This window comes from Arthrobacter sp. ZGTC131 (genome assembly GCF_002929275.1).
Classification (GTDB): Bacteria; Actinomycetota; Actinomycetes; order Actinomycetales; family Micrococcaceae; genus Arthrobacter.
Map to the genome: position 1 here is coordinate 75,030 of NZ_PJIK01000016.1, position 12,608 is coordinate 87,637.

Here is a 12,608-nt window from a genome sequence, read left to right on the forward strand (position 1 = left end):
CTGCCTACATTCTTCCGGCGTCGTAGAACTCTTCAATTCCTTCAAGCCCCGGAAGGTGCGGTGAAAGCTGAGGCAACTCAGCCACCGAGCCGATTCCCATACGTTCAAGGAAATACGACGTCGTGCGGTAGAGGAGAGCGCCCGACTCCGGATCTGTTCCGGAGTCCTCGATCAGCCCCCGCTGGGTGAGCGTCCGCACGACCGAGTCAACGTTGACTCCGCGAATTGCAGACACCCTCGCCCTGGAAACGGGCTGCCGGTACGCGATGACGGCGAGCGTCTCGAGCGCCGCCTGCGTCAGCCTGGCCGTCTGTCCCTCCAAGACGAACGCACCGACGATGTCAGCGAATTCAGCCCTTGAGTAGATGCGCCAGCCGCCGGCGACATTCCGCAATTCAAAGCCCCGGGGGGTGGAGGTGAAGCCAGCGTTACTGGCAATTTCCATATCCGGGGCTTTAACAGTATAGCCGTCATACTCGCGCTGCAGTTCCAGCAGCATCTCCTCCACGGCGGCCACCGTCAGATTGAGTCCGGCGGCGAGGTCAGTTGCCGATGCCGGCTGGTCCAGTATCATCAGCACGGCCTCAAGCGCCGCGCGTGCTCCGCCCGGCAGCGCCGCGATATCGGTGCCGCCGCCGGTGTCCTCGGACGACGGTTCCTGCACGGGTTTCCTCACGGCTGCTCCTCATATTCTTCGGTCAGGTGGTCGCTGCTCCACTCATCGCCGGACGCCGTCCAGCGGACGGTGAGGTCACCCAGCGGCGCAAGCTGGTCGAAGGCCACTACCTGGTCCCGGAACAGCTCAAGCAGGGCCAGGAACCGGGCAACCACCACCAGCGTGGATTCCGCATCCGCAATCAAGGCCCGGAAGGACAGCGGCCTCCCCTGCTGGAGGCGCAGTCCGATCAGCTCCGCCTGTTCCTTAACGCTGACGGGACTGCCGTGGAGGTGGGCCAGCCCCACTTCCGTGGGCGCGGCGGTCTTGGGTTTCAGTGCCGTGTCGGCAAGGGCCGCGAACTGCTGCGGAGTGTGCTTCCAGACGAGCTCCGGCAGCATGGCCGCAAAGTGCTCCTCCAGCGCCACCTGCCGCGGGTACCGCCGCGCCTCCAGCTCGAGCGTGGCATCCAGCAGGGCGGCCACCTGCTTGAAGGCCTTGTACTGCAGCAGCCGCGCAAAAAGCAGGTCCCGCGCCTCCAGCAGGGCGATGTCGTCGTCGTCCTCGACCTCGCCGGCCGGAAGAAGGCGCGCGGCTTTCAGGTCCAGCAGGGTGGCGGCGATGACGAGGAACTCGCTGGCCTCATCGAGCGCCCACTCCTCCCCCAGTTTCTGCAGGTTCCGGATGTACTTGATGAACTCATCGGTCACCGTGGCAAGTGCCACCTCGGTGATATCCAGCTGGTGCTTGGAGATCAGGCCCAGGAGGAGGTCGAACGGGCCGGTGAAGTTGGCCAGCCGCACCTCGAAGCCGGGCTTCTTCGCGCCCTGTGCGCCGCCCGCCTCCGGCGGGGTCCCGCCGTCGTCCGCGTCCGCCTGCTGGCCGCGCTGCGCGAACGGCGCCGCCGACTCAGCTGTCATCCAGGCTAGGGCGCGCCGCCGCGCGAGATGAGTTCCTTGGCGAGGCGGCGGTAGGCATCGGCGCCGATGTGGTTGCCGGCGTAGCTGGTGATGGGCTCGGCTGCCACGGTGGCATCTGCGAATTTGATGGACCGCTTGATGACGGTCTCGAAGACTTTGTCGCCGAATGCCTCCACCAGGCGAGTGATGACCTCACGGCTGTGGAGGGTGCGGGCGTCGTACATGGTGGCGAGCACGCCGTCCACCTGCAGCCGCGGGTTGAGGCGGTCCTGCACTTTGTCGATGGTCTCGACCAGGAGGGCCACGGCCCGCAGCGCGAAGAATTCGCAGATCAGCGGGATGATGACGCCGTGGGCGGCTGTCAGGGCGTTGACGGTGAGCAGTCCGAGGGACGGCTGGCAGTCGATGAGGACGACGTCGTAATCGTCTTCGACCTTTTTCAGCGCCCGGTCCAGCACCTGTTCGCGGGCAACCTCGTTGACCAGCTGGACCTCGGCAGCAGAAAGGTCGATGTTGGCCGGCAGTAGGTCAACGTTTTCCACGCCGGTCTGGTGGATGGCGTCGCGGATGTCCACCTTGCGGTCCATGAGGACGTTGTATACCGTCAGGTCCAGCTCGTGGGGGTTGACGCCCAACCCGGCGGACAATGCACCCTGGGGGTCGAAGTCCACCAGGAGCACGCGGCGGCCATATTCTGCCAGCGCTGCCGCGAGATTGATGGTGGACGTGGTCTTACCCACGCCGCCCTTCTGGTTGACCATGGCGATCACGCGCGCCGGTCCATGGGAGGACAGCGGCGCGGGCTCCGGAAATTCGCGGTGGGGACGTCCTGTGGGACCCATCACGGCGTCTTCCAAGTCGAGTTCCGTGCCTTCCAGAGTTGCTGAACCCTGTTCGCTGCTCACGTATCTATCCACACTTTCGATGACGGTGATTGTTCTGTGCCGCTGAACGCCCGGGCCGCTAGTTGCCTAGCGCCCATGCTGCTTCCACCCAAGGTTACAGCGCCCGACACGGCATTCCGTGGAACTTGACTTTTGACGGCGTTTGAGCCTTGACCTTTTACCTGAGGTCGAAGGTTGCTGTTCCGCCTGCGCAGAACCGCCCGCACAGGCTGGGCCTGTGCGGACGGTTGGCCGGCGCCGGAGCGCCTTTGGTATTCGGGGCTTTAGGCGTGGGCCGGAACGGGCTGCGCCGGTGCTTCGCGGACCTCGGAGACCTCGTGGTGGCCTGCGATCATGGTCTGCTCGTCGAAGGGCTCCTCGCCGGACAGGACGCGGCCAACCTGCTGGTTGTCGATCTCCTTGACCCAGGTTCCGATCAGAACCGTGGCCACGGCGTTTCCGGTGAAGTTGGTCAGGGCCCGGGCTTCGGACATGAAGCGGTCGATGCCGACGATCATGCCGACGCCGCCCAGGAGTTCGGGCTTGTGGGCTTGCAGGCCGGCGGCCAGTGTTGCCAGGCCTGCGCCGGTGACGCCGGCAGCGCCCTTGGAGGCGATGATCATGAAGATCAGCAGGGAGACCTGGGCACCGAGGTCCAGCGGGGTTCCCATGGCGTTGGCCACGAACAGGGAGGCCATCGTCAGGTAGATGGCAGTGCCGTCAAGGTTGAAGGAGTAACCGGTGGGAACGGTGACACCGACGACCGGTTTGGAGACACCCAGGTGCTCGAGCTTGGCGATCAGGCGGGGCAGTGCGGCCTCGGAAGATGAGGTGGAGAAGATCAGGAGGTATTCGCGTGCCAGGTACTTCATCAGCTTGAAGATGTTCACGCCGGCCACCGCCTGCAGGAGGCCGCCGAGGATCACGACGATGAACAGTGCACAGGTGACGTAGAAGGCGGCCATCAGGGTGAACATGCTCACGATGGCCTGGAAGCCCGTGGCGCCGACAACCGCGGCGATGGCGCCGAAGGCACCGACCGGAGCCAGCCACATGATCATGATGAGGATGCGGAACACCACAGCCTGGCCGTGTCCGATGGCCTTGAGGACAGGGGCGCCCTGGGCGCCCATCTTCTGCAGGGCGAAGCCCACGAGGATGGCGGCGAAGAGCGTGGGCAGGACCGGAATGTCGCCCGGGATGATGCCAAGGAGGAAAGCTACGGTGCTGTCGGTTTCAGCCTTCTTGTTGGGATCGTACGGCGCCAGCTTCAGGCCTTCGCCCGGGTGGATCAGGTTGCCGACGACAAGTCCAATGGCCAGTGCGAACGTCGACATGAGAACGAAGTAGCCGAGGGCGAGCCCGCCGACTTTGCCGACCGTGGCGGCCTTGGCGATGGAGCCGATGCCCAAAACGATGGTGCAGAAGATGATCGGGGCGATCATCATCTTGATGAGCTTGATGAACCCGTCCCCCAGCGGCTTCAGCGATTTGCCGACCTCCGGGAACAGCAGCCCCACCACTGCGCCCAGGATGACGGCGGCGATGACGGCAATGTACAGGTAGTGGGACTTGTCCAGTCCCTTGCGCCCGGTCTTGGCCGGTGCAGCCGACTCTCCTCGTTGAGAAGCCATGATGTGTCTCCTTATGGATAATCTGGAAGACGCTTCGGCACAGTCTCTGGGCTCTTCGCGTCGGTCCTTTGTGATTTCCATCATTAGCCACCAAGTGACTTGGCTCACCGTTGCGTTCATATTGGTCATAGGAGGTGTTGTGATCCACCGTTGGAGCATTGCCAGTCGGCTGTTCGTGGCCAACCTGCTGTTCGTGCTGACGCTCACCGCAATCGTGGGGACCGCCGCCTTCGTGGACGCCCGGGACCGCACGTACGACGAAACGGGACGCCGGATGGCGGCCCTGGCCATCTCCGTTGCCGACAACCCCCTGGTGCTCCAGGCCTCGGCGTCACCTGATCCGTCCGCCCGGCTCCAGCCCTATGCGCTCAAAGTGATGGACGACGCTGACGCCGACTTCATCACCATCATGGCGCCGGACCGGACTCGGTGGACGCACCCGCGGGACGAGGAGCTCGGCCAGCCGTACATTGGCTCGATTTCCGATGCCCTCGAGGGTCGCGTGTTCACCGAGATCACGGCCGGCACCCTGGGCCCCTCGGTACGCACGATCGCTCCGGTCAAGGACGCGGACGGCTCGGTAAAGGCCCTGGTGGCGGCCGGAGTTACCGTCAGGAACATCGACGTTGCGGTGGCCGGCAGAATCCCGGCCCTGCTGGCCATCGCGGGGGCCCTGCTGGTGGGCGGATCGCTGACATCCTGGTTGCTGGGGCGATATCTCCGCCGGGTAACCCGCGGCTGGGGGCCAGAGCAGCTCGCCCAGCTCTTTGCCTACTACGAATCCGTGCTCCACTCCGTCCGCGAAGGCGTCATCCTGATCGACCCCAAGGGGCGCGTGGTGATGTACAACGACCAGGCGGCCGAGCTGCTGGGGCTGGAGCCGCGGGACTCCGGCGATGATCCGGCGCAGGCCCCGTTCCTGGCCGACTTTCCGCTGGCGCCCAGCCTGAAGAACCTCTTCGAATCGGGCCGCACGGCCCACGACGAGATCCACCTGACTGACTCCGGCGTCCTGGTGGTGAACCAAGGCCCGGCGGTAGGTCCGGACTCCCCCGCCGGGCGCCAACCAGCGGTGTTCGGAACAGTAGCCACGATCCGGGACCGCACCGAAATCGAGTCCCTGGGAAGCGAGCTCGAGACCATGCGGACGCTATCGGACGCGCTGCGGGCCCAGACCCACGAACACGCGAACCGGCTCCACACCATGGTTTCGCTCCTGGAGCTCGGCCGCACCGGAGATGCGCTTGAATTCGCCACCCAAGATCTCGAGCTGAGCCAGCAGCTGACAGATGACATGGTGAGCTCAGTGCAGGAGCCCGTGCTCAGCGCGCTCATCATGGGCAAGGCCGCCGAGGCCCACGAACGCGGTGTGGAACTTACCGTGAAGGCATCCGGCGCAGCAGTCGCGGCAGGCCTCGCCGTCCAGGACCTCGTCACCATCCTTGGCAACCTGTTGGACAACGCCATCGACGCCGCGGCCGACGCCCCCACGCCGAGGCGAGTGGAGCTGCAGGTGGATGCGGACGGCGGCGGGCTGGAAGTCACCGTGCAGGATTCCGGAAAGGGCATTGAACCGGATGCCGTCGACCACATCTTCCGGTACGGCTTCAGCACCAAGGAGGCCGGCCCCTTCGGCCGCGGCCTGGGGCTGGCGCTCGTGAAGCAGGCCGTTCAGCGTCTGGCCGGTACGATGACCATCACCAACTCCGGCGGCACCGGCGGTGCACGTTTCCACATCGCGCTGCCCGCGCCGGATCCCCACAGCCTCCCGGAGGAACAAGCGTGACAGACATCCGAGTCCTCGTCGTCGAGGACGAGCCGATTGCGTCGGCGGCCCATGCCGCCTATGTGGGCAGGCTGGAGGGCTTCACTCTGGCCGGCACCGCTCCCGACGGACAGTCTGCACTGCGGATGCTCACGGAATTCGCTGCCGCCGGCAGCCCCGTGGAACTGGTGCTCCTCGACATGAACCTCCCGGACCTGCACGGACTCGATATTGCACGCCGGATGCGCTCCTCCGGCCACTTTGCCGACATCATCGCCATCACGGCGGTCCGGGAGCTGGCCATCGTCCGCAACGCCGTGTCGATCGGCGTCGTGCAGTACCTCATCAAGCCATTTACGTTTGCCACGTTCGCGGACAAGCTGGACAGCTACCGTCAGTTCCGCGAGCAGCTTGCCACCCCGGAAGCGGGCTCGGCGAAAGCCGGCGCCTCGCAGAGCGACGTCGACCAGGCATTTGCCAGCCTCAGGGCGCCGTCTGAGCTGCCCCTTCCGAAGGGCCTGGCGCCCTCGACACTCGGCGCCGTCCGCGACTTCATCCGAAAGCAGCCGGGGGCGGTCTCGGCCACCGAAGTCATGACGGCGCTCGGCATGTCCCGCGTGACGGCCCGGCGCTACCTGGAGTATCTGGCCGACGCCGGCACGGTCTCCAGGACCGCCCGGTACGGCGCGCCGGGACGCCCGGAAAACGAATACCGCTGGGCCAGGGCCTGAGGTTTTCGGACAGACTCAACCAGCAGATCCCACGCAGCGCCTCCGGCCTGTGTATACAAACTTGGCCATTCTCTGTTGCTTTTCTGCAAAAGCTAGGCTTAGGAGGCCACCTATGTATACACTGATGACGGTCACCAACGGAGGGAGGCGGGATGCGCGCCAGCGACAGAGCGTATGCGGCACTGCGCGACGACATCATCGAATGGCGCCTCCGCCCCGGGACCGTCCTGGCCGAAGTGGAGCAGTCCGAGCGGCTGGGCATTTCCCGGACGCCCCTCCGCGAGGCCTTGAGCAGGCTCACCGCCGAAGGACTCACGACGACGGCGGGCGGCCGCGGCGTCGTCGTCACCGACATCTCGCTGGATGACATCGACGAACTCTTCGAGCTCCGCGAAACGCTCGAAGGAAAGGCTGCCTCGCTGGCAGCCGAACGCGGTGATTCCGCCGTCTTCCTGCAGCTGCAGGGCGAACTGCTCCAAGCCCCGGCACTCATCAATGCCTCGGACCCGGCCCGCCACCAGTACTACGAGCTCGTGGGCCGGCTTGATTCGGCGATCGATGCCGCCATCGCCAACTCTTACCTGGCGCAGGCGATGCGGAGCCTGCGGGTGCACCTGGTCCGGGTGCGCAGGCTGGCCGCCGACGATCACGCGCGGCTCACGGCGGCCGCTGCCGAACACGCCGCCATCGCCGAGGCGATAGCGGCCGGCAACCCGCGGCTGGCCCAGGCCGCCACCACTGTGCACCTGCACCGCAGCCTTTCCCACGTAAAAGCCACCCATACACCTCACTAAGAAGGAGCCCCCATGGTCAAGGAACACCACGTCCGCGTATACAAAAGCGAAGAAAACCTCCCCCGCGAGGACCAGCTCGCCCACAAGATTGCCGTGGTGGCTGCCGATTCCGTGGCGGTCTCGGACGACGTCACCGACATGGTGATCAACCGCATCATCGACAACGCCTCCGTAGCGATTGCCTCGCTGAACCGCGCCCCGATCATCGCCGCGCGTGCACAGGCGCTCACCCATGGCCCCTCGACCAACGGCAAGGGCTCGAAGGTGTTCGGCATCGGCGAGCGCGTTTCCCCCGAATGGGCCGCATGGGCCAACGGAGTGGCGGTCCGCGAGCTGGACTACCACGACACTTTCCTGGCTGCCGACTACTCCCACCCCGGCGACAACGTCCCGCCCATCCTCGCTGTGGCGCAGCACGTGGGCTCCTCCGGCCAGGACCTCATCCGGGGCATCGCCACCGGCTATGAGATCCAGGTCAACCTGGTGAAGGCGATCTGCCTGCACAAGCACAAGATTGACCATGTCGCGCACCTCGGCCCGTCCGCCGCGGCCGGCATCGGCACACTGCTGGGGCTCGACGTCGAAACGATCTTCCAGTCGGTAGGCCAGGCCCTGCACACCACCACGGCAACCCGTCAGTCCCGCAAGGGCGAGATCTCCACCTGGAAGGCCCACGCCCCCGCGTTCGCCGGCAAGATGGCCGTTGAGGCGGTTGATAGGTCCATGCGCGGCCAGACGTCCCCCGTGCCGATCTACGAGGGCGAAGACGGCGTGATCGCGTGGATGCTCGACGGCCCGGACGCGTCCTACACGGTTCCGCTGCCTGAAGCGGGCGAGGCCAAGCGCGCCATCCTGGACACCTACACCAAGGAACACTCCGCCGAGTACCAGGCCCAGGCCTGGATCGACCTCGCCCGGAAACTCCACAAGGAACACCCGGAAGCCACAGACCCGGCGAACGTGCAGTCCGTGCTGATCAGGACGAGCCACCACACGCACTACGTGATCGGCTCCGGCGCGAACGATCCGCAGAAGTACAGCCCCACCGCCAGCCGCGAAACCCTGGACCACTCCATCCCGTACATCTTCACCGTGGCCCTGCAGGACGGCTCCTGGCACCATGTGGACTCCTACTCCCCCGAACGCGCCAGCCGCCCGGCCACCGTGGAGCTGTGGCAGAAGGTTTCCACGGTGGAAGATCCCGAATGGACCCGCCGCTATCACTCCCTGGACATCTCCGAGAAAGCCTTCGGCGGCTCCGTGGAGATCACGCTGGCCGACGGCACCGTCGTCACCGACGAGATCGCCGTCGCCGACGCCCACCCGCTGGGCGCCCGGCCGTTCGCCCGCGAGCAGTACGTGAACAAGTTCCGCACGCTCGCAGCCGGATTGGTGGAGGACGCGGAAATCGAACGGTTCCTCGACGCCGCTGCCCGGCTTCCGCAGCTGGCGGCCGGCGAGCTTGACCAGCTGAACATCAGCGCCGCACCAGGCGTCATCGACTTCGCCGCCGCGCCCAAGGGGCTGTTCTAAATGCTGTATTCCAAGACCACCCCGGAACAGAAACGCATCCGCTTCCGTGAGCTGCTCACGTCCGGGACCATCCAACAGTTCCCGGGTGCCTTCAACCCACTCTCGGCCAGGCTGATCGAGGAAAAGGGCTTCGCCGGCGTCTACATTTCCGGCGCCGTCCTGGCTAACGACCTCGGCCTGCCGGACATCGGGCTGACCACCCTCACCGAGGTGGCCACCCGCGCCGGGCAGATCGCGCGCATGACCGACCTGCCGTCCATCGTGGATGCCGACACCGGCTTCGGCGAGCCGATGAACGTGGCCCGGAGCGTCCAGGAACTCGAGAATGCGGGTCTGGCCGGCTGCCACATCGAGGACCAGTTCAACCCGAAGCGCTGCGGCCACCTGGACGGCAAGAACGTGGTGGACCTGGACACCGCCACGAAACGCATCCGGGCCGCCGCCGACGCGCGCCGCGATCCTAACTTCCTAATCATGGCCCGCACCGACATCCGTGCGGTGGACGGGCTGGAGGCAGCGCAGGAACGGGCTAAGGCCCTGGTGGATGCCGGCGCTGACGCGATCTTCCCGGAAGCCATGAAGGACCTCGGCGAATTCCAGGCCATCCGGGACGCGGTTGACGTGCCGATCCTGGCCAACATGACCGAGTTCGGCAAGAGCGAGCTGTTCACCGTGGACCAGCTGCAGGGCGTGGGCGTGAACATGGTGATATATCCGGTGACCCTGCTCCGTAGTGCCATGGGCGCTGCGGAGCGTACGCTGGAATCGATCAAGGCTGACGGAACGCAGGAGGCACAGGTAGGAAGTATGCTGACGCGCGCGCGGCTGTATGACCTCGTCGATTACGAGGCTTACAACCGCTTTGACACCGGCGTCTTCAACTTCCGGGTCCCCGGAACCCACTGACCGCATTCCACCCCCGATCACCGGCCGCGGCGGCCGGTGTACAGACGCAAGGAACGAAGGAGTTCAGCATGGCTGAAGAAGAGATCAAGAAGGGCCTCGCCGGCGTCGTGGTGGACTACACCGCCGTCTCCAAGGTCAATCCCGACACCAACTCACTGCTGTACCGCGGCTACCCCGTCCAGGAACTGGCAGCACGGTGCAGCTTCGAGGAGGTCGCCTTCCTGCTGTGGAACGGCGAGCTCCCCAACGCCGAGGAACTGGCGGCCTTCACAGCCCGCGAGCGGGCCGGCCGGCGCCTGGATCCGGTGGTCAAGCAGGTGGTTGACGCCATCCCTACCACGGCACACCCCATGGATGTCTGCCGGACGGCGGCGTCCGTGATGGGCGCACGGCATGAGCTCTCCGAGGATTCGTCCAGGGAAGCCAACATGGCCAAGGCCGTGGACCTGTTCGCGGCCATGCCCGCGGTGGTTGCCTACGACCAGCGACGCCGGCGCGGCCAGGACCTGGTGGAGCCCCGGGATGACTTGGGTTACTCCGCCAACTTCCTGTGGATGGCGTTCGGGGAGGAGTCTGTTCCCGAGGTGGTGGACGCTTTCAACGTCTCGATGATCCTGTACGCGGAGCACTCGTTCAACGCCTCCACGTTCGCCGGACGCGTGATCATGTCCACTCTGTCCGATCTTCATTCGGCCGTCACCGGCGCCATCGGTGCGCTCAAGGGACCGCTGCACGGCGGCGCCAACGAAGCCGTCATGCACACCTTCGACGAGATCGGCATCCGTCCCGAAGAATCGCTCGAAGAGGCAGCCACCCGCGCCAAAGCCTGGATGGAACACGCCCTGGAACAGAAGAAAAAGGTGATGGGCTTCGGGCACCGGGTCTACAAGCACGGTGACTCCCGGGTGCCCACCATGAAGGCCGCCCTGGACAAGATGATTGCGCACTACGGCCGCCCGGAACTGCTCGGACTGTACAACGGGCTCGAGACAGCCATGGACGAGGCCAAGGGAATCAAGCCGAACCTGGACTACCCAGCGGGCCCCACCTACCACCTGATGGGTTTCGACACGCTCATGTTCACGCCGCTGTTCGTCGCGAGCCGGATCACCGGCTGGACCGCCCACTTCATGGAGCAGCTGGACTCGAACTCGCTGATCCGTCCGCTGAGCGCCTACAACGGCGCGGAGGAACGGCACGTTCCGTAGCTTCCACTTCCGCAGAACGCACGACGCCGGGCCGGTCACCTTTCAGGGGTGACCCGCCCGGCGTTGTTCGTTGGGGCTCAGGAGGTGATCTGCAGGCTTTGGATCATGGCCTTCAGCTTCTTGTACTCAGGCGTCTCCAGGTAGGCCCGGGCCTCTGCCATGCTGGCAAACCGTGGTTCGGCGGCGTCCTGGACAGCGTTGTCTGCGAAGGTCAGCATGCCCCGCGGCTCACCTGAAACCACCGTGTACATCAGGCAGCTGTCCTGCAGGGTGCCGCTGTCCTTGTCCACCAGTCCCACCTGGTAGCTCAGACCCTGGCCTGCAGCGGTACGGTCCAGGACGCGGTAGGAGAAGCGGACCTGGGCAGACATAGCCCACTGTTCATTCAACGAGCTCGGGCCCGTGTCCAGTTCTGTCACCGGATACTTCTCGGTACAGGCACCGCCTAAGCCCCCGGCACCACCGATGAGGAGGCTGGCCACCCGCTTGTTGGATTCATCGAAGACATCCACGCCGGTAGCAGGGAAGTCAGCGTTCCCGGCCGCAACGTTCCTGGCCGTCCAGCCAAGCGGCAGATTGAAGGAGGACTTGCCCCCGTCGAATGAGAAGCGGGTGAAGGTCGGCGTCAAGGACAGGGAAATCAGCATGCGCTTCATGTCCTGATACTCCTGCGTCCCCATGTACGCCTTCGCCTCGGCAACGGAGTCGAACGTGAGCGGTGCGTCCTTTCCGTCTGCCATGAGCCATTCGGTGTCGCCAAACTGAGGGATCGGAACGTTCTCCGGGCCAATGATGCCGTTGTGCAAACCACACGTCGTGGGCGCCGGAGCGAGGTCCTCGTCAGCAAGTGCCAGGGAGCCATAGACCTTGTCCCCCTCGATGATACGGAAGACAAAAGCGGAGGGACCTTGGCCCGAACGCTTCGCGACTCGCTGCGGAATGTCAACGACCACTGAATCGAGGGTCCGGTATGGCTTCGGGTCCGGGCACGCCGGACCACCCGCCGAGTCGTACAGCAACCGCAGGGTGGCCTTGGCCTTGCCCGCGGCATCCTTCAGTTCGACGACGTTATAGGGAGCCCCCTCGATTGTTTTAGGCGCCTCGGACATAGTCCATCCCAGCGGGTGTTCGAAGGTCGCCTGGCCGGTGGCGTCCGTGAAGGTGGTCCACGTAAGTGCGGCGGCAGGAGGGGTTGGTGTCGGTGTCGGCGTAGGCGTTGCTGTCGCAGCCCGTGTCGCGGACGGCGTAACTGTCGGAGTTGGTGTGGCCGGCACGGTGGATTCAACCGGCGACGGCACAACCGTGCGCGCAGGTTCAGGAGCCGATACCAGCGGTCCGAGGTTCGTCGCCACGAGCACACCGGCGGTCACAGCCACTGCCGCCAAGGTCAGCACGCCGGCCATGCGCGCCCGGCGCCTTTTCCGGTCCTCGAACCGCAAAACATTAGCCGACAGGCTGTCGCTGAACATCGGAGCGTCGTTGAGCACCCTGCGCACAGCCACCTCAGCGTCGGGCACCGCGGCGGGATCGTGGCGGAGCGGGTCTGACCCGGAAATCAGGCTTTTGATCGGATCCATC

Annotated in this window: 11 protein-coding genes; 6 read left to right on the forward strand and 5 right to left on the reverse strand. The window is 65.4% G+C overall.

Annotation, left to right across the window (positions count from 1 at the left end; genetic code table 11):
* Window positions 1–4: 4 nt before the first annotated feature.
* The 4 genes from CXQ90_RS17905 to CXQ90_RS17920 all read right to left on the reverse strand — a co-directional run bounded on the left by CXQ90_RS17905 (window position 5) and on the right by CXQ90_RS17920 (window position 4,093).
* Window positions 5–664, reverse strand: coding sequence for an SMC-Scp complex subunit ScpB (locus tag CXQ90_RS17905; RefSeq protein WP_104140708.1), 660 nt, complete (start codon window positions 662–664; stop codon window positions 5–7).
* A gap of 8 nt (window positions 665–672) precedes the next feature.
* Window positions 673–1,575 carry a ScpA family protein gene (locus tag CXQ90_RS17910; RefSeq protein ID WP_104140709.1) on the reverse strand — a complete coding sequence of 301 codons (903 nt, stop codon included), beginning with the start codon at window positions 1,573–1,575 and terminating at the stop codon, window positions 673–675.
* Between the two features lie 5 nt (window positions 1,576–1,580).
* Entirely contained in the window at window positions 1,581–2,480 is a 900-nt protein-coding gene (locus tag CXQ90_RS17915; protein ID WP_104140710.1) for a ParA family protein, read from the reverse strand.
* Window positions 2,481–2,743: 263 nt separating this feature from the next.
* Entirely contained in the window at window positions 2,744–4,093 is a 1,350-nt protein-coding gene (locus tag CXQ90_RS17920; protein WP_104140711.1) for a cation:dicarboxylase symporter family transporter, read from the reverse strand.
* 139 nt (window positions 4,094–4,232) lie between these two features.
* On the opposite strand from CXQ90_RS17920, the gene CXQ90_RS17925 reads away from it, so the two are divergent.
* The 6 genes from CXQ90_RS17925 to CXQ90_RS17950 all read left to right on the forward strand — a co-directional run bounded on the left by CXQ90_RS17925 (window position 4,233) and on the right by CXQ90_RS17950 (window position 11,030).
* Entirely contained in the window at window positions 4,233–5,879 is a 1,647-nt protein-coding gene (locus tag CXQ90_RS17925) for an ATP-binding protein (protein ID WP_104140712.1), read from the forward strand.
* Entirely contained in the window at window positions 5,876–6,589 is a 714-nt protein-coding gene (locus tag CXQ90_RS17930; RefSeq protein ID WP_104140713.1) for a response regulator, read from the forward strand. The genes CXQ90_RS17925 and CXQ90_RS17930 overlap by 4 nt, the downstream gene beginning before the upstream one ends.
* Before the next feature lie 152 nt (window positions 6,590–6,741).
* A complete protein-coding gene (locus CXQ90_RS17935; RefSeq protein WP_104140714.1) occupies window positions 6,742–7,383 on the forward strand; it encodes a GntR family transcriptional regulator in 642 nt (213 codons plus the stop codon).
* Window positions 7,384–7,395: 12 nt separating this feature from the next.
* Complete coding sequence (locus tag CXQ90_RS17940) at window positions 7,396–8,916, forward strand: MmgE/PrpD family protein (RefSeq protein ID WP_104140715.1); 1,521 nt, start codon at window positions 7,396–7,398, stop codon at window positions 8,914–8,916.
* Window positions 8,917–9,822 (forward strand): methylisocitrate lyase, encoded by a 906-nt coding sequence (prpB, locus tag CXQ90_RS17945; protein ID WP_104140716.1) that lies wholly within the window; start codon window positions 8,917–8,919, stop codon window positions 9,820–9,822.
* A gap of 68 nt (window positions 9,823–9,890) precedes the next feature.
* Complete coding sequence (locus CXQ90_RS17950) at window positions 9,891–11,030, forward strand: bifunctional 2-methylcitrate synthase/citrate synthase (protein ID WP_104140717.1); 1,140 nt, start codon at window positions 9,891–9,893, stop codon at window positions 11,028–11,030.
* Window positions 11,031–11,107: 77 nt separating this feature from the next.
* Here CXQ90_RS17950 and CXQ90_RS22485 read toward each other — a convergent pair whose 3' ends face one another.
* Window positions 11,108–12,607 (reverse strand): hypothetical protein, encoded by a 1,500-nt coding sequence (locus tag CXQ90_RS22485; RefSeq protein WP_181038618.1) that lies wholly within the window; start codon window positions 12,605–12,607, stop codon window positions 11,108–11,110.
* Window position 12,608 lies beyond the last annotated feature (1 nt).